Raw genomic sequence first — 17,481 nt, forward strand, 5'->3', positions numbered from 1 at the left:
ACTGTTGTATTTCTTGCTTGAGGAAATAAGTACGCGTTATGCCGTCCGATAATCAAAAAAATACTAACGATCTACCACCCGCCGGGCCGCGGCATGTTGCCATTATCATGGATGGCAATGGTCGCTGGGCGAAAAGCCGGGGGAAAATGCGGATTTTTGGCCATCAGGCTGGTGTAAAGGCTGTGCGACGGTCGGTCAGTTTTGCAGTGAGCCAAGGGCTGGATGCACTGACACTTTACGCATTTAGCAGTGAAAACTGGAACCGTCCGGCGCAGGAAGTTTCCGCACTCATGGAACTGTTTGTTAGAGCGCTGGACAGCGAAGTGAAAAGCCTGCACAAGCACAATGTTCGTTTGCGGGTCATTGGCGATATCGGCCGCTTCAGTCCGCGTTTACAAGAGCGAATTCGTCGTTCAGAAGCACTGACGGAAAAGAATCAGGGGCTCACACTGAATATTGCCGCGAATTATGGCGGCCGTTGGGATATTATTCAGGGAGTACGGCAACTTGCAGAGCAGGTGCAGGAAGGCATTCTGCGCCCTGATAGCATTAATGAAGCGTCATTATGTCAGTACATCTGTCTGCATGATCTGGCTCCGGTTGATTTGGTGATCAGAACCGGTGGAGAACACCGCATCAGTAATTTTCTTCTGTGGCAAATTGCTTATGCTGAACTTTACTTTACTGATGTCCTCTGGCCTGATTTCGATGAACAAGTCTTTGAAGGTGCGCTGAATGCTTTTGCACAACGCGAGCGCCGCTTCGGGGGAACAACACCTAACGATGCTGATGCATCCTAGGGGGAACTTTTGCTGAAGTATCGCCTGATTACTGCTTTTATTTTGATCCCGATTGTTATTGCAGCACTTTTCTTGCTGCCTCCTCTGGGATTCACGCTTGTTACGTTGGCTGTGTGTATGCTGGCGGCATGGGAATGGGGTCAGCTGGCGGGGTTTGCCTCTTATGGCCAACGCTTATGGCTCGCGATCCTGTGTGGTTTCTTGCTGGCACTGATGCTGTTATCACTCCCGGCCTACCATTATTCCGTGCATATTCCGCAAATCAGCATCGCGCTCTGGTCATCACTGGTGTGGTGGGGTGTGGCGCTGTTTCTGGTTCTGTTCTATCCGGCTTCCGCCTCATTTTGGCGTCATTCGCGTACATTGCGACTGGTGTTCGGTATCATGACGATAGTGCCGTTTTTCTGGGGCATGGTTGCGCTTCGCCATTACAATTACGCGATTAATCCATTCGCTGGTGCCTGGTGGTTGCTGTACGTCATGCTGCTAGTGTGGGGCGCTGACAGCGGTGCCTACATGTTCGGTAAACTGTTTGGTAAGCGTAAACTCGCGCCAAAAGTCTCGCCGGGCAAAACCTGGGAAGGCTTTCTCGGTGGTTTGGCAACCTCGGCGCTTATCTCTGTGCTGTTTAGCCTTTATGCGCCGTTAACGGTAGCGCCAGCAACGTTGTTGATTTGTTCTATTGCTGCTGCGCTGGCCTCGGTGTTGGGTGATTTGACGGAAAGTATGTTCAAACGCGAGGCGGGTATCAAAGACAGTAGCCATTTGATTCCGGGGCACGGTGGCGTGCTCGATCGTATCGACAGCCTGACGGCTGCGGTTCCTGTGTTCTCTTGCCTGATGCTGCTGCTGTTTAAAGTGGCTTAGAATAAAGCGGTAGAGCTATTTATGCTGAGTTTTCTCTGGAATCTTGCCGCGTTTATCATCGCACTGGGTGTGCTGGTCACTGTCCATGAATTTGGGCATTTCTGGGTAGCGCGCCGCTGTGGTGTGAAGGTCGAACGCTTCTCAGTCGGTTTCGGACGTGCGCTATGGCGGCGTCGCGATCGTACCGGTACAGAATTCGTGATTGCGCTGATCCCACTTGGCGGCTACGTGAAGATGCTGGATGAGCGCGTCGATACGGTCGCGCCAGAATTCCGTCACCAGTCATTTAACAGTAAAACGGTCTGGCAACGTGCGGCTATTGTCAGCGCTGGGCCGATTGCCAATTTTCTGTTTGCGATTGTGGCGTACTGGCTGGTGTTTATTATTGGCGTACCGGGCGTGCGTCCAGTCGTGGGTGAAATACTGCCCAACTCCATCGCGGCGCAGGCGGAAATGTCGGCGGGAACGGAACTAAAGTCCGTTGATGGTATCGAAACGCCTGATTGGGATACCGCGCGTCTGGCGCTGATCGGTAAAATCGGCGATAGCGATGTCGTGATCGGAACTGCACCTTTAGGCTCCGACCGTGTCGTCCAGAAAACGCTGGATTTGCGCGAGTGGCAGTTTGAGCCTGATAAGCAAGATCCTGCTGCTTCGCTCGGGATTATCCCGCGTGGTCCGAAAATCGAGCCGGTATTGCATCAGGTACAGGCCGATTCGGCGGCGGAAAAAGCAGGTTTGCAAGTCGGAGATAGGATCGTTAAAGTCGACGGGCAGGCGCTAGCGCAATGGCGTGATTTTGTCATCGCCGTGCGTGATAACCCCGGGCAATCTATTGCTCTGGAGGTGGAGCGCAACGGCTCAACGGTGCCGTTGACGTTAACGCCAGACAGCAAATCTGTGGGAAGTGGCAGAGTTGAAGGGCTGGCAGGCGTAATGCCAAGCGTGACGCCACTGCCTGAAGAATACAGGACTGTGCGCCAGTATGGGCCGTTCAGCGCGATCTACCAGGCAACAGATAAAACCTGGCAACTGATGAAATTGACCGTCAGTATGTTAGGGAAACTGGTTATGGGTGATGTTAAGCTGAACAACCTGAGCGGTCCCATTTCGATTGCTCAGGGCGCAGGAATGTCAGCAGATTATGGATTGATTTATTACCTGATGTTTTTGGCCTTAATCAGCGTCAATTTGGGGATCATCAATCTGTTCCCTCTGCCGGTATTGGATGGTGGACACCTGCTCTTTCTTGCGGTTGAAAAGTTGAAGGGCAGGCCGGTTTCTGAGCGTGTGCAGGACGTTAGCTATCGCATTGGTACAGTATTGCTGATGTTGTTAATGGGACTCGCACTTTTCAATGATTTCTCTCGTCTCTAGGCGCGGGATTAGGTTAGGAAAAACGCATAACAACGATGGCGATCAAAAAGTTGCTCATAGCGTCGCTGCTGTTTAGCAGCGCAACCGTATACGGTGCAGACGGGTTCGTAGTGAAGGACATTCATTTCGAGGGCCTGCAAAGGGTTGCCGTCGGGGCGGCATTACTCAGTATGCCTGTCCGCGTTGGTGATACCATCGGTGACGATGATATCGGTAACACCATCCGTGCCTTGTTTGCGACCGGAAATTTTGAAGATGTTCGTGTCCTGCGCGATGGCGAAACGCTGATTGTGCAGGTGAAAGAACGTCCAACCATCGCCAGCGTCACGTTTTCTGGCAACAAGTCCGTCAAAGACGACATGCTGAAAGAGAACCTGGAGGCCTCCGGCGTGCGCGTCGGTGAAGCGTTAGACCGCACGGCGCTCACCAACATCGAAAAAGGACTGGAAGATTTCTACTACAGCGTGGGTAAGTACAGTGCGTCGGTTAAAGCCGTTGTCACGCCACTCCCGCGTAACCGTGTAGACCTTAAATTGGTCTTTACAGAAGGCGTTTCCGCCAAGATCCAGCAGATTAATATTGTCGGTAACAAAGCGTTCAGCTCCGACGAATTGATTTCCCGTTTCCAACTGCGTGATGAAGTGCCGTGGTGGAACGTAGTTGGCGATCGTAAATACCAGAAACAAAAACTGTCTGGCGATCTGGAAACTTTACGAAGTTTCTATCTGGATCGCGGCTATGCGCGTTTCAACATCGATTCCACACAAGTGAGCCTGACGCCGGATAAAAAAGGTATCTATATCACCATCAATATGACGGAAGGCGAGCAGTACAAGCTGTCTGGCGTCACGGTGAAAGGTAATCTGGCTGGTCACTCTGCGGAAGTCGAAGGGCTGACGAAGGTCGAACCAGGTGAACTCTACAACGGGACGAAAGTGACCCGGATGGAAGAGGACATCAAGAAATTGCTGGGTCGTTATGGTTATGCCTATCCGCGCGTGGTCACTCAGCCGGAAATTAATGACGCAGACAAGACGGTGAGATTAAACATCAACGTCGATGCGGGTAACCGTTTCTATGTGCGTCATATCCGCTTTGATGGTAACGACACGTCTAAAGACTCCGTTCTACGCCGTGAAATGCGTCAGATGGAAGGTGCCTGGTTAGGCAACGATCTGGTTGAGCAGGGCAAAGAGCGTCTGAACCGACTGGGATACTTTGAAAGCGTTGATGTAGAAACGCAGCGCGTTCCCGGCGTGGCCGATCAGGTTGATGTAACGTATAAAGTCAAAGAGCGTAATACGGGCACATTCAACTTTGGTGTCGGTTTCGGTACAGAAAGTGGCGTGAGCTTCCAGGCTGGGGTTCAGCAGGATAACTGGCTGGGAACGGGTAACTCCGTTGGTATCAGCGGGACTAAAAACGACTACCAGACGTATGTCGAGCTGTCACTGACTGACCCGTACTTTACCGTTGATGGCGTTAGCCTCGGTGGCCGCGTCTTCTATAACAAATTTGAGGCGTCTGACGCCGATCTGTCTGACTACACCAACGTGAGCTATGGCGTTGGCAGCACCTTGGGCTTCCCGATTAACGAGAATAACTCACTGCGTGTTGGTCTGGATTATGTGCATAACGATCTGTCGGATATGAGACCGCAGGTGGCGATGTGGCGTTATCTGGATTCAGTGGGCGTTAATCCATCTGTGGTTCAGGAAGGGAATAAATCTAGCGCTGACTTCAAAGCGAACGATTTCTTCCTGAATACTGGATGGTCGTATAACAATCTGGATCGCGGCTACTTCCCAACGAAAGGAACACGTGCGTCTGCGAATGCCAAGATTGCCGTGCCGGGCTCGGACAACGAATACTACAAACTGACGTTTGATTCGGCGAGCTACTACCCGTTGAGTGACAGCGGTAACTGGGTGGTGATGGGCCGTACGCGCGCAGGCTTTGCGGATGGTATCGGTAGTAAAGAAGTGCCGTTCTACGACAACTTCTATGCTGGTGGTTCCAGTACGGTACGTGGCTTCCAGTCGAATACGATTGGTCCTAAAGCAGCGTATTACAAGTGTGCTGCGGGTGCGACGTCTTATTCTAATTGCCCGATTGATTCGACCAATCTGGATGATGCCGTTGGCGGTAACGCAATGGCGGTATTGAGTGCGGAACTGATCGTGCCAACACCGTTTATCAGTGATAAATACGCGAGCTCCGTACGTACGTCCTTCTTTGTAGATGGCGGTACGGTATGGGATACCAACTGGAAAAATACACCTGCAACCATTGCCGCAGGCGTGCCGGATTACAGCAAGGCGAGCAACTTCCGTGTTTCCAGCGGTATCGCGTTACAATGGATGTCTCCGCTTGGGCCATTGGTCTTCTCCTATGCCCAGCCGGTTAAAAAGTACGATGGAGACAAGTCGGAACAATTCCAGTTTAACATTGGCAAAACCTGGTAGTGTGACGTCAATAGGTCGTATGCAGGGAATGTCGCATCATGATTCGTTGAGACGAGCCTTTCGTTGATATAAATAGTTCGTTGATATGAATAGTTCATGGACATGAATGGTTGAACATAAACCGTTCATGTTATGACGCGATGCTCATAATTAAAGTGTTAAGACACAAATTAGGTTAGGTTGAGGAGTTTATAGTGAAAAAGTGGTTATGTGCCGCAGGCCTCGGTTTAGCATTGGCTGCTTCAGCCAGCGTTCAGGCTGCTGACAAAATTGCCGTTGTTAACGTCTCCAGCATTTTCCAACAGCTGCCGCAGCGTGAAACCGTTGGCAAACAGCTGGAAAACGAATTCAAAGGTCGTGCTTCTGAACTGCAATCGATGGAAAACGATTTACAGGGCAAGATGCAGAAACTGCAACGTGATGGTTCTACCATGAAAGCGAGCGATCGCAGCAAAATGGAAAAAGACGTCATGGCGCAGCGCGAGCAGTTCTCTACTAAAGCGCAGGCTTTTGAGCAGGACAACCGTCGCCGTCAGACTGAAGAACGTAACAAAATCCTGAGCCGTATTCAGGATGCGGTGAAAGCCGTTGCAACCAAAGAAGGTTATGATGTTGTGATTGACGCTAACGCTGTTGCGTATGTCGCCAATGCTAAAGACATTACTGCCGATGTGCTGAAACAGGTTAAATAAACCATGTATTCAATTCGACTGGACGCGTTAGCTCAACAGTTGGATGCACAATTACACGGTGATGGCGATATCGTCATCACCGGTGTTGCTTCTATGCATTCGGCAAAAACTGGGCAAATTACGTTTCTTTCCGACAGTCGTTACCGTGAGCAACTGGCCGGGACGCAAGCGTCAGCGGTCGTGCTGACGGAAGCGGATTTACCTTACTGTCAGGTTGCTGCGCTGGTAGTGAAGAATCCCTATCTCACCTATGCGCGCATGGCACAGCTGCTGGACACCACGCCTCAGCCAGCAACCGATATTGCGCCGAGTGCGGTTATTGCTCCAGACGTGACGCTGGGCCAGAACGTGTCCGTTGGTGCAAATGCCGTCATCGAATCTGGTGCACAGCTGGGTAATGGCGTTGTCATTGGCCCCGGCTGCTTTATCGGCAAAGATGCCCGCATTGGTGCCGGTACCCGCTTGTGGGCAAATGTCACGATTTATCACCGCGTGGAGCTGGGTGAACATTGCCTGATCCAGTCGGGAACCGTGATCGGTTCTGACGGCTTTGGCTATGCCAACGATCGCGGCAACTGGGTGAAGATCCCGCAGTTGGGAACGGTCAGAATTGGCGATCGAGTTGAGATTGGCGCGAGCACAACCATCGATCGTGGTGCGTTGGATGATACGGTCATTGGCAATGGTGTTATCATTGATAACCAATGTCAGATTGCGCACAACGTCGTGATTGGCGACAATACCGCAGTCGCGGGTGGCGTCATTATGGCGGGGAGCTTGAAAATTGGTCGTTATTGCATGATCGGTGGTGCCAGCGTGATTAACGGGCACATGGAGATCTGCGATAAAGTGACGGTAACGGGAATGGGGATGGTCATGCGACCAATCACAGAACCTGGGGTATACTCTTCGGGCATTCCTTTGCAACCCAACAAAGTGTGGCGCAAAACTGCAGCGCTGGTGATGAATATTGATGAGATAAGCAAACGGTTGAAAGCCGTTGAACGAAAAGTCGATAACGTTTAATCACTCGCGTTTTATTTGCGGCCTGCCTGAAGACACCTAATTTAGGGTCTGCGCAGGCCGTGTTGTTGATGGCATCAGTTTTTTATGGACAGGAAGAGTATTTTGACTACTGACACTCATACTCTGAATATTGAAGAGATTTTAGAATTATTACCGCACCGTTTCCCGTTTTTGCTGGTTGATCGGGTACTGGATTTTGAAGAAGGGAAGTTTCTGCGGGCGGTGAAAAACGTCTCTTTCAACGAACCCTTCTTTCAGGGGCATTTCCCGGGTAAACCGATTTTTCCCGGCGTGTTGATTCTGGAAGCCATGGCTCAGGCTACCGGTATTCTTGCGTTTAAAAGCGTAGGCAAATTGGAACCGGGTGAGCTGTATTACTTCGCCGCTGTTGACGAAGCGCGCTTTAAGCGCCCGGTGCAGCCAGGCGATCAAATGATCCTTGAAGTTGAATTCATCAAAGAGCGTCGCGGCGTTGCGCGCTTTAAAGGTGTTGCCAAAGTTGATGGCGAAGTGGCCTGTGAAGCGTCAATGATGTGTGCTCGCCGTCGGGAGTCCTGATAACGTGATTGATCAAACCGCCTTTATTCACCCTAGTTCGATTGTTGAAGACGGTGCCATTATTGGTGCTGGCGTTCATATTGGCCCGTTCTGCTATATCGGTTCTCAGGTTGAGATCGGTGCGGGGACGGTGCTGAAATCACATGTCGTCGTCAATGGCGTCACTAAAATTGGTCGCGACAACGAAATCTATCAGTTCACGTCAATTGGTGAAGTGAATCAGGATCTCAAATACGCTGGGGAACCGACCCGCGTTGAGATCGGCGATCGTAACCGCATCCGTGAAAGCGTCACGATTCATCGTGGTACGGCACAGGGTGGTGGGTTGACTAAAGTCGGTAGCGATAACTTGTTGATGATCAACACGCATATCGCACATGACTGCGTCGTGGGCAGCCGTTGTATTCTGGCGAATAACGCGACGCTGGGCGGCCACGTTTCCGTCGATGATTTTGCGATTATCGGTGGGATGACGGCAGTGCACCAGTTCTGCATTATCGGTGCTCACGTCATGGTTGGCGGATGTTCTGGTGTGGCGCAAGACGTGCCGCCGTATGTTATCGCTCAGGGTAACCACGCTACGCCGTTCGGCCTGAACATTGAAGGCCTGAAGCGTCGTGGATTCGAGAAAGACACCCTGCATGCGATTCGTAATGCGTACAAGCTTCTCTACCGCAGCGGTAGAACGCTAGACGAAGTGAAACCGGAAATTGAAGCGCTGGCGGCTGAACACCCGGCTGTGCAGGCGTTTACCGATTTCTTTGCCCGCTCAACTCGCGGCATCATTCGTTAATCCATGTCATCACGTCCTTTGACTATTGGGCTGGTCGCCGGAGAAACTTCCGGCGACATCCTTGGCGCAGGCTTGATCCGGGCGCTAAAAGAAAAGGTGCCGGATGCGCGGTTTGTCGGCGTTGCCGGGCCGCGTATGCAGGCCGAAGGCTGTGAAGCCTGGTACGAGATGGAAGAGCTGGCTGTCATGGGCATTGTTGAGGTGCTTGAACGGCTGCCTCGCCTGCTGAAAATTCGGCGGGATTTAACCCAGCGCTTTAGCGAACTTCAACCTGATGTTTTTGTCGGCATTGATGCACCTGATTTCAATATCACGCTAGAGGGCAACCTCAAGCAGCGCGGTATCAATACTATTCACTACGTCAGCCCTTCTGTATGGGCATGGCGGCAAAAACGCGTTTTCAAAATAGGTAAAGCGACCAATCTGGTGCTGGCCTTTTTGCCTTTTGAAAAAGCGTTTTACGATCGTTTCAATGTCCCTTGTCGCTTTATCGGTCATACGATGGCCGATGCGATGCCGCTGCATCCCGATAAACTGGCAGCACGCGTGACGTTGGGTATTGCGCCTGATGTGCATTGTCTGGCGCTGTTGCCAGGCAGTCGCGGTGCAGAAGTTGAAATGCTTAGCGCAGATTTTCTCAATACGGCTGTGCTACTGCGCCAGCATTTTCCCGATCTGGAAATCGTGGTTCCGCTGGTTAACAGCAAGCGGCGTGAACAGTTTGAGCGGATAAAAAGTAGCGTGGCGCCCGATCTGCGCGTGCACCTGCTGGATGGGCAGGCGCGAGAAGCCATGATTGCCAGCGATGCAGCGCTATTGGCATCCGGTACGGCGGCACTGGAATGCATGCTGGCTAAATGTCCGATGGTTGTCGGTTATCGCATGAAGCCTTTTACCTTCTGGCTAGCACAACGCTTGGTCAAAACGCCGTGGGTGTCGCTGCCGAATTTGCTGGCTGGGCGAGAGCTGGTGACGGAATTGCTACAGACCGATTGTACGCCGGATAAGCTGGCTGCTGCGCTGCTGCCGCTGTTTGCCGATACGGAAGAAATGGCTGAGCTACGCACAACGTTTGTGGATTTGCATCAGCAGATCCGCTGTAACGCCGATGAGCAGGCGGCTCAGGCGGTACTGGAATTAGTAAAGCCATGTTAGTAAAACCATCCAATAAAACCATGAGTGAAATTTTTATCTATCCGCAGGCGACCTGTATCGCTGGTGTTGATGAAGTGGGCCGTGGCCCTCTGGTTGGCGCGGTCGTAACGGCTGCGGTGATTCTTGATCCAACTAGGCCAATTGTCGGGTTGGCGGATTCCAAACAGCTGAGTGAAAAACGTCGGCTGTCGCTCTATGATGAAATCAAAGAGAAGGCGTTGGCGTGGAGCCTTGGCCGTGCGGAACCGGAAGAGATTGATCAACTGAATATCCTGCATGCTACGATGTTGGCAATGCAGCGTGCGGTGGCTGGATTAGCTATCGTGCCTGATTTTGTTCTCATTGACGGCAACCGTTGCCCAGCCTTGCCGATGTCCGCTCAGGCAGTCGTTAAAGGGGATAGCCGTGTGGCAGAAATCAGTGCGGCCTCGATTATGGCGAAAGTCACTCGCGATCGTGAGATGGTCGAGTTAGATCAACGCTTCCCCGCTTATGGTTTTGCCCAACACAAAGGTTATCCAACGGCTTTTCATCTGGAGAAACTGGCCGCACTGGGTGCCACTGAGTTTCACCGTCGGAGCTTCGCGCCAGTCAAACGTGTATTAGGTCTGGCGTAAACATCATCATTAACTCTCGGTGTGGCGTGCGCACGTAAGCGTGTCGTTGCCATGCTGACTAATCGATAAATTCTGGGATCTGGAGATGGCCGAACCACGTTTTGTTCACCTGCGTGTTCATAGTGACTATTCCATGATCGATGGGCTGGCCAAAGTCGGTCCGCTGGTAAAAAAAGCGGCAGCACTCGGCATGCCAGCGCTGGCGATTACTGATTTTACCAACCTGTGTGGGCTGGTTAAATTCTATGGCGGCGCGCATGGTGCGGGAATCAAGCCCATTATCGGCGCAGATTTCTGTGTCGAAAGCGACGAATTGGGTGATGAGCTCGCGCATCTTACCGTCCTGGCGATGAATAATGCTGGCTACCAGAATCTCACGTTGCTGATTTCCCACGCTTATCAACGCGGTTATGGTGCTGCCGGGCCGACAATTGACCGAGATTGGCTGATTGAACATCAGGAAGGGCTGATTTTACTGTCTGGCGGCCGCCGGGGTGATGTTGGCCGATTTTTGCTGCGCGGTAACCAGACGCAGGCCGAACAGTGTCTGGCTTTCTATCAGGAACACTTCCCCCAGCGTTACTATCTGGAACTGATCCGCACGTCCCGCCCCGATGAAGAAAGCTATTTGCACGCAGCCGTCGAGCTGGCGACGAAGCACGGGATACCCGTGGTGGCGACCAATGAAGTGTGTTTTATCAGCACCGATGATTTTGACGCTCACGAAATCCGCGTAGCGATTCACGACGGCTACACGCTTGACGATCCCAAACGTCCACGTAATTACAGCCCGCAGCAGTACATGCGCTCCGAAGAGGAAATGTGCGAGCTGTTTGCGGATATCCCCGAAGCGCTGGCGAACAGCGTTGAAATTGCCAAGCGTTGTAACGTAACAATTCGTCTGGGTGAGTATTTCCTGCCACAGTTCCCGACGGGCGACATGAGTACGGAAGATTTTCTGGTTCAGTGCTCGAAAAAGGGGCTGGAGGAACGTCTCGAATTCCTGTTCCCCGATCCGGAAGTGCGCGCTGAACGTCGGCCTGAATATGATGAGCGTCTGGATATTGAACTGGGCGTAATCAACCAGATGGGATTCCCCGGTTACTTCCTGATCGTAATGGAGTTTATTCAGTGGTCGAAGGATAACGATGTGCCTGTGGGGCCGGGACGTGGTTCCGGTGCGGGTTCGTTAGTGGCTTATGCGCTGAAAATCACCGATCTGGATCCACTGGAATTCGACCTGCTGTTCGAACGCTTCCTCAACCCTGAACGTGTCTCCATGCCTGACTTCGACGTCGATTTCTGCATGGAAAAACGCGACAAGGTCATCGATCACGTCGCGGAAATGTACGGGCGTGATGCGGTATCGCAGATTATCACCTTCGGTACGATGGCGGCGAAAGCGGTGATTCGTGACGTCGGGCGCGTGCTTGGGCACCCTTATGGGTTTGTCGATCGTATTTCAAAGCTGGTGCCGCCCGATCCGGGTATGACGCTGGAAAAAGCCTTTGCCGCTGAACCGCAGCTGCCGGAAATTTATGAAGCCGATGAGGAAGTTAAAGCCCTCATTGATATGGCGCGCAAGCTCGAAGGGGTAACGCGTAACGCTGGTAAACATGCGGGTGGGGTGGTGATATCTCCCACCAAGATTACCGATTTTGCGCCGCTGTATTGTGATTCTGAAGGGAACCATCCGGTTACCCAGTTTGATAAGAACGACGTGGAATATGCTGGGCTGGTGAAGTTCGACTTCCTTGGCCTGCGTACGCTGACCATCATCGACTGGGCACTGGGGATGATTAATGCCCGTCGCGCGAAGCAAGGGCAGGAGCCGATTGATATTGCGGCGATCCCGCTCGACGATAAGAAAAGCTTCGATATGCTGCAACGCTCGGAAACTACGGCAGTATTCCAGCTTGAATCGCGCGGCATGAAAGACCTGATCAAGCGACTGAAACCCGACAGTTTTGAGGATATGATCGCACTGGTGGCGCTGTTCCGCCCTGGCCCGCTGCAATCCGGCATGGTGGATAACTTCATCGACCGTAAACATGGTCGTGAAGCGATCTCGTATCCTGATATTGAATGGCAGCACGAGTCACTCAAGCCTGTGCTGGAGCCGACCTACGGCATTATCCTGTATCAGGAACAGGTCATGCAGATTGCGCAGGTTCTGGCGGGCTATACGCTGGGCGGCGCGGATATGTTGCGTCGTGCGATGGGGAAAAAGAACCCAGTCGAGATGGCGAAGCAGCGTGGTGGCTTCGAAGATGGTGCCAAATCTCGCGGTGTGAACGGTGAATTGGCGGTTAAGATTTTCGACCTGGTGGAAAAATTCGCCGGTTATGGCTTTAATAAATCTCACTCCGCGGCTTATGCGTTGGTGTCTTACCAAACACTGTGGCTGAAGGCGCACTATCCGGCAGAATTCATGGCGGCGGTGATGACGGCCGATATGGACAACACGGATAAAGTGGTCGGTCTGGTTGATGAATGTTGGCGGATGGGGTTAAAAATCCTGCCTCCGGACATCAACAGTGGGCTGTATCACTTCCACGTTAATGACGATGGCGAGATTGTTTACGGCATCGGCGCGATTAAAGGCGTGGGTGAAGGCCCGATTGAGGCGATTATCGAGGCGCGTAATCAGGGCGGCTATTTTAGAGAGCTGTTTGATCTCTGCGCGCGTACCGACATTAAAAAGCTGAACCGTCGCGTGCTGGAAAAGCTGATTATGTCTGGGGCATTCGACCGTCTGGGGCCACATCGCGCCGCGCTGATGAATTCATTGCCTGATGCGCTGAAGGCCGCCGATCAGCATGCGAAAGCGGAAGCCATTGGTCAGGTGGATATGTTCGGCGTGCTGGCCGATGCGCCTGAACAGGTTGAACAATCCTACAGTACGGTGCCGCCGTGGCCGGAGCAGGTGGTGCTGGATGGTGAACGGGAAACGCTGGGGCTGTATCTGACCGGCCACCCGATCACGCAATATATTAAGGAAATTGAACGCTATGCCGGTGGCGTGCGTTTGAAAGATATGCACCCGACGGATCGGGGTAAAATGACCACTGCCGTTGGGCTGGTGTTGGCGGCTCGCGTCATGGTCACCAAGCGGGGTAACCGTATTGGTGTCTGTACATTGGACGATCGTTCCGGTCGTCTTGAGATAATGCTGTTTACCGATGCATTGGAAAAATATCAGCATTTACTTGAGAAAGACCGTATCCTTATCGCCAGTGGACAGGTCAGCTTTGATGACTTCAGCGGCGGGCTTAAAATGACCGTCCGAGAGTTAATGGATATCAGTGAAGCGCGGGAAAAATACGCGCGCGGGCTTGCTATCTCGCTGACTGACAGGCAAATTGATGACCAGCTATTAAACCGTCTCCGCCAATCGTTGGAACCCCATCGATCGGGGACGATCCCAGTGCATCTCTATTACCAGCGTGAAGATGCGCGCGCCCGGTTACGTTTCGGCGCAGCATGGCGTGTAACGCCTGCCGATGCGCTACTGAACGAGCTGCGCACATTAGTGGGTAATGAGCAGGTGGAACTGGAATTTGACTAATATAGGAATACTATGAGTCTGAATTTTCTTGATTTTGAGCAGCCGATTGCAGAGTTGGAAGCGAAAATTGACTCGCTGACCGCAGTCAGCCGTCAAGACGAAAAATTAGATATTAATCTGGACGAAGAAGTCCAGCGCCTGCGTGAGAAGAGCGTTGAACTGACGCGCAAAATCTTCGCCGATTTGGGCGCCTGGCAGGTTGCGCAATTAGCGCGCCATCCGCAACGTCCTTATACGCTTGATTATATTAAGCATATCTTTACCGACTTTGATGAATTGGCTGGCGATCGTGCCTATGCCGATGATAAAGCCATTGTCGGCGGGATTGCCCGTTTAGAGGGGCGCCCGGTGATGATCATTGGTCATCAGAAAGGACGTGAAACCAAAGAAAAGATTCGCCGTAATTTCGGCATGCCAGCACCGGAAGGTTATCGCAAAGCGCTGCGCCTGATGGAAATGGCCGATCGTTTCAGGATGCCGATCATCACCTTTATCGACACGCCGGGAGCTTATCCGGGGGTTGGTGCAGAAGAACGCGGCCAGTCTGAGGCTATCGCGCGTAACCTGCGTGAAATGTCGACGCTGCGTGTGCCAATCATCTGTACCGTTATCGGTGAAGGTGGTTCTGGTGGTGCACTGGCTATCGGCGTGGGTGACAAGGTCAACATGCTGCAATACAGCACCTATTCGGTTATTTCACCGGAAGGCTGTGCGTCTATCCTGTGGAAGAGTGCGGATAAAGCGCCGCTGGCGGCGGAAGCCATGGGCATCATTGCGCCGCGTCTGAAAGAGCTGAAACTGATCGATACCGTGATCCCTGAACCTTTGGGATCGGCGCACCGTAACGTCCCGGTGATGGCAGAGTCTCTGAAAGCACAACTGCTGGCCGACCTGCTCGATCTCGATGGCCTGACAGAAGAAGAACTGTTGAACCGCCGTTATCAGCGTTTGATGAATTATGGTTACTGCTGATAAGGTGATTGTCTGATTGATGTATTATCGATCAGGCGATTCTGGCGTTACTTTGAAAATCCGTTGTCAGAAATGACAACGGATTTTTTGCTATGAGGGTTTGAAGCATGTTGAAGTTGCTCGATGTCCATCACATTGCGGTTATTGCCTCTGACTATGAACGCAGCAAGGCGTTTTACTGTGATGTGCTAGGGTTTACGTTGAACAACGAGGTCTACCGTGAAGCACGGCAGTCGTGGAAAGGGGATCTCTCGCTGAATGGTCGTTATACCATTGAGCTATTTTCTTTCCCTCATCCGCCCGCGCGGGTGAGTCGTCCGGAAGCCTGTGGACTGCGCCACCTGGCTTTTGCCGTAACTAACGTAGAACAGGCTGTTGCCTCGCTGGAACAGGCTGGCGTTATCTGTGAGCCTGTCCGGATCGATCCTGAAACGCAGCAGCGCTTCACCTTTTTCTCCGATCCTGACGGCTTGCCTTTAGAACTGTATGAGATCTGATACCGTGGACCATACCGAACCTGTTGATGGATTGCTCCAGACGATCGTGGCGCAAACTGCTGGATGTGGGTCGATCCTGCTGGCCTACAGCGGCGGTCTGGACTCTAGCGTGCTTTTGCATTTGCTGGTGGCTGTGCGTCAGCGTTCTGGGCTACCCATTCGTGCGGCTTATATTCATCATGGTTTAAATCCGCTGGCCGATAGCTGGGCTGAACATTGTTGTCAGCAGTGTGGACGCTGGCAGGTGCCGTTTGCCTCGCTGCCGGTGAAGGTTGAGGCGCAGAACGGCGGTATCGAAGCCGCTGCCCGAACGGCGCGTTATCAGGCTTTGCAAGCGCATCTGCAAGAGGGCGAAGCCTTGCTGACGGCGCAACATCTGGATGACCAAAGCGAAACCTTTTTACTGGCGCTTAAACGCGGTAGCGGGCCTGCCGGGTTATCTGCGATGGCGGCTCAAAGTATGCTGGGTCATCATCGTCTTGTGCGCCCGCTGTTAGGTATTTCTCGTTTGCAGTTGGAAGCGTACGCACAGCGGCATCAGCTTGGCTGGATTGAAGACGACAGCAATCAGGATGAGCGTTTCGACCGTAATTTCCTACGTCGCCAGATCTTACCGCGATTGACGCAGCGCTGGCCGCATTTCCCCTCTGCTGTGGCACGTAGCGCCCAGCTTTGTGCCGAACAGGAACAACTGCTCGATGAGCTGCTAGAGGAATCATTACAGGCGCTGTGTCAGCCGGATGGTGCGCTGAGCATTGACGGTCTGGCGCCGCTGAGCCCGGTGCGTCGTTTTGCGCTACTACGGCGCTGGCTGGCGCAGCAAGGGGCAACGATGCCTGCGCGTGAACAGCTACAACGGCTCTGGGATGAGGTTGCGACGAGCCGTCAGGATGCTGAACCTGTATTGCAACTGAATCAGATGCAGATCCGCCGTTTTCGTCAGTATCTCTACCTGCTGCCGCTGATGCCGTCACTAAAAGACCGCATTATCCCGTGGCAATCGCCGTCATGCCCGTTGTCGCTACCCGATAATCTGGGCACGTTGTCGCTGGCCGATAACGGTGTAGCGATTCGCGCACCGGAAAACGGTGAGGCGGTGAGTATTCGTTTTTCGACCAGTGGAACCGTGCATATTGTTGGCAGAGCCCACGGACGGCAAATCAAAAAGCTCTGGCAGGAGCTGAATGTTCCACCCTGGTGGCGCGACCGTACACCGCTGGTGTTTTACAACGAGCAACTGATTGCGGCTGTTGGACGATTCGTCACGCGAGAAGGGCAGGTGAGAGAAAACCAGCCTGTATGGCACATTGTTTGGGGAAAATAAGTTTGGGAAAAATAAGCCAGAAGAAAAAGCTTGGAGCAAAAGCGCTGAAATAAAAACGGACAACCTGTGTTGTCCGTTTTGGAAGCATTGATTCAGCGTTTGCCGCTAAATGAAAGGAGAAGTCTGTCAGGATTCGCTGACGACGACCTTCCCGATTTCAGGATGACTGAAACTGACGATGTGGTCGAGACGCAGCTCGCGCGTTGTGCCTGAGGCTTCAATCACCAGATATTCGACCTGCTTACGTGAGATCATATCACTGGCTTTACCGGTCACAACTTCACCATTACGTAGTTCCAGCGTCAGCGTCAAATTCTGCTGACAGGTGGCTTCCAGGCTGTCGTAATCATCACAGTTGATGGGTTGATATTCATTACTCATTGACATAATCACTCACCAATAAGTTAGCGGCGGCAAAAGCGGCCTGTTCCCTGACGGAGGATGGCAACGCATCATTCGCGGCAATGCCATCCAGGGTTTTCAAAACACAACCCAGCGAATCGGGTATATAGCCCAGATCGCCACTGGCGATCTCTGCGTATAAGCGACGTACTAATTCACAGTATTCTTGCACTATATCCTCCCTTAAAAGCTTAGCTCGGTAGATATTCATGCATCATCACTTGCTGTGGTGCGCGATGTTGTAAGCCTACGAAGATAAACTCTATTTATCAAACCGACTATAGCATAGGCACTAACAGGATATCAGTAGTCCTTAGAGGCCTAATCTATCGGTTACGTGGCAGATATCACCTTTACTGTGAGGATGG

16 protein-coding genes are annotated in these 17,481 nt (G+C 52.3%); 14 read left to right on the forward strand and 2 right to left on the reverse strand.

The features are described 5' to 3' along the window. Positions 1-38 precede the first annotated feature (38 nt). The 14 genes from ispU (at position 39) to tilS (ending at position 16,711) form a co-directional block, all read left to right on the forward strand. On the forward strand, positions 39-800 hold the full coding sequence (gene ispU / locus EIP93_RS05575; protein ID WP_125232410.1) for a (2E,6E)-farnesyl-diphosphate-specific ditrans,polycis-undecaprenyl-diphosphate synthase: 762 nt from the start codon (positions 39-41) through the stop codon (positions 798-800). Between the two features lie 9 nt (positions 801-809). Further along, positions 810-1,667, forward strand: a complete 858-nt coding sequence (cdsA, locus tag EIP93_RS05580; protein ID WP_095701860.1) for a phosphatidate cytidylyltransferase — start codon at positions 810-812, stop codon at positions 1,665-1,667. 21 nt (positions 1,668-1,688) lie between these two features. After that, on the forward strand, positions 1,689-3,044 hold the full coding sequence (gene rseP, locus EIP93_RS05585) for a sigma E protease regulator RseP (protein WP_103861165.1): 1,356 nt from the start codon (positions 1,689-1,691) through the stop codon (positions 3,042-3,044). 35 nt (positions 3,045-3,079) lie between these two features. After that, positions 3,080-5,509, forward strand: coding sequence for an outer membrane protein assembly factor BamA (gene bamA, locus EIP93_RS05590; RefSeq protein ID WP_103942566.1), 2,430 nt, complete (start codon positions 3,080-3,082; stop codon positions 5,507-5,509). Between the two features lie 194 nt (positions 5,510-5,703). After that, on the forward strand, positions 5,704-6,201 hold the full coding sequence (skp, locus tag EIP93_RS05595) for a molecular chaperone Skp (RefSeq protein ID WP_103861163.1): 498 nt from the start codon (positions 5,704-5,706) through the stop codon (positions 6,199-6,201). A gap of 3 nt (positions 6,202-6,204) precedes the next feature. Then, positions 6,205-7,227, forward strand: a complete 1,023-nt coding sequence (lpxD, locus tag EIP93_RS05600) for a UDP-3-O-(3-hydroxymyristoyl)glucosamine N-acyltransferase (RefSeq protein ID WP_105879226.1) — start codon at positions 6,205-6,207, stop codon at positions 7,225-7,227. An 84-nt stretch (positions 7,228-7,311) separates the two neighbouring features. Beyond that, entirely contained in the window at positions 7,312-7,785 is a 474-nt protein-coding gene (gene fabZ, locus EIP93_RS05605; protein ID WP_170309992.1) for a 3-hydroxyacyl-ACP dehydratase FabZ, read from the forward strand. Positions 7,786-7,789: 4 nt separating this feature from the next. After that, positions 7,790-8,578, forward strand: a complete 789-nt coding sequence (lpxA, locus tag EIP93_RS05610; protein WP_095701864.1) for an acyl-ACP--UDP-N-acetylglucosamine O-acyltransferase — start codon at positions 7,790-7,792, stop codon at positions 8,576-8,578. A gap of 3 nt (positions 8,579-8,581) precedes the next feature. Then, entirely contained in the window at positions 8,582-9,733 is a 1,152-nt protein-coding gene (gene lpxB / locus EIP93_RS05615; RefSeq protein ID WP_125232411.1) for a lipid-A-disaccharide synthase, read from the forward strand. A 20-nt stretch (positions 9,734-9,753) separates the two neighbouring features. Beyond that, a complete protein-coding gene (rnhB, locus tag EIP93_RS05620; RefSeq protein WP_103861686.1) occupies positions 9,754-10,350 on the forward strand; it encodes a ribonuclease HII in 597 nt (198 codons plus the stop codon). Between the two features lie 85 nt (positions 10,351-10,435). Continuing rightward, positions 10,436-13,918: a DNA polymerase III subunit alpha gene (gene dnaE, locus EIP93_RS05625; RefSeq protein ID WP_103942561.1), complete on the forward strand. Its 3,483-nt coding sequence runs from the start codon at positions 10,436-10,438 to the stop codon at positions 13,916-13,918. Positions 13,919-13,930: 12 nt separating this feature from the next. Continuing rightward, entirely contained in the window at positions 13,931-14,890 is a 960-nt protein-coding gene (accA, locus tag EIP93_RS05630; protein WP_039483881.1) for an acetyl-CoA carboxylase carboxyl transferase subunit alpha, read from the forward strand. Positions 14,891-14,997: 107 nt separating this feature from the next. Continuing rightward, complete coding sequence (locus EIP93_RS05635) at positions 14,998-15,387, forward strand: VOC family protein (protein WP_107332450.1); 390 nt, start codon at positions 14,998-15,000, stop codon at positions 15,385-15,387. Next, positions 15,377-16,711 carry a tRNA lysidine(34) synthetase TilS gene (gene tilS / locus EIP93_RS05640; RefSeq protein WP_125232412.1) on the forward strand — a complete coding sequence of 445 codons (1,335 nt, stop codon included), beginning with the start codon at positions 15,377-15,379 and terminating at the stop codon, positions 16,709-16,711. The genes EIP93_RS05635 and tilS overlap by 11 nt, the downstream gene beginning before the upstream one ends. Positions 16,712-16,837: 126 nt before the next feature. Here the strand turns inward: tilS and rof are convergent, their stop codons facing one another. Continuing rightward, a complete protein-coding gene (gene rof, locus EIP93_RS05645) occupies positions 16,838-17,098 on the reverse strand; it encodes a Rho-binding antiterminator (protein WP_029367608.1) in 261 nt (86 codons plus the stop codon). After that, complete coding sequence (locus EIP93_RS05650; protein ID WP_010285748.1) at positions 17,085-17,285, reverse strand: YaeP family protein; 201 nt, start codon at positions 17,283-17,285, stop codon at positions 17,085-17,087. The genes rof and EIP93_RS05650 overlap by 14 nt, the downstream gene beginning before the upstream one ends. Positions 17,286-17,481 lie beyond the last annotated feature (196 nt).

Origin of the sequence: Pectobacterium versatile, assembly GCF_003932035.1 — a bacterium.
GTDB classification, from domain to species: Bacteria; Pseudomonadota; Gammaproteobacteria; order Enterobacterales; family Enterobacteriaceae; genus Pectobacterium; species Pectobacterium versatile.

Bases quoted from the DNA above. Each gene is read 5' to 3' on its own strand.
- ispU (WP_125232410.1), top strand. From the start codon at position 39: ATGCCGTCCGATAATCAAAAAAATACTAACGATCTACCACCCGCCGGG.
- rseP (WP_103861165.1), top strand. From the start codon at position 1,689: ATGCTGAGTTTTCTCTGGAATCTTGCCGCGTTTATCATCGCACTGGGT.
- bamA (WP_103942566.1), top strand. From the start codon at position 3,080: ATGGCGATCAAAAAGTTGCTCATAGCGTCGCTGCTGTTTAGCAGCGCA.
- lpxD (WP_105879226.1), top strand. From the start codon at position 6,205: ATGTATTCAATTCGACTGGACGCGTTAGCTCAACAGTTGGATGCACAA.
- fabZ (WP_170309992.1), top strand. From the start codon at position 7,312: ATGGACAGGAAGAGTATTTTGACTACTGACACTCATACTCTGAATATT.
- lpxB (WP_125232411.1), top strand. From the start codon at position 8,582: ATGTCATCACGTCCTTTGACTATTGGGCTGGTCGCCGGAGAAACTTCC.
- rnhB (WP_103861686.1), top strand. From the start codon at position 9,754: ATGAGTGAAATTTTTATCTATCCGCAGGCGACCTGTATCGCTGGTGTT.
- dnaE (WP_103942561.1), top strand. From the start codon at position 10,436: ATGGCCGAACCACGTTTTGTTCACCTGCGTGTTCATAGTGACTATTCC.
- accA (WP_039483881.1), top strand. From the start codon at position 13,931: ATGAGTCTGAATTTTCTTGATTTTGAGCAGCCGATTGCAGAGTTGGAA.
- EIP93_RS05635 (WP_107332450.1), top strand. From the start codon at position 14,998: ATGTTGAAGTTGCTCGATGTCCATCACATTGCGGTTATTGCCTCTGAC.
- tilS (WP_125232412.1), top strand. From the start codon at position 15,377: ATGAGATCTGATACCGTGGACCATACCGAACCTGTTGATGGATTGCTC.
- rof (WP_029367608.1), bottom strand. From the start codon at position 17,098: ATGTCAATGAGTAATGAATATCAACCCATCAACTGTGATGATTACGAC.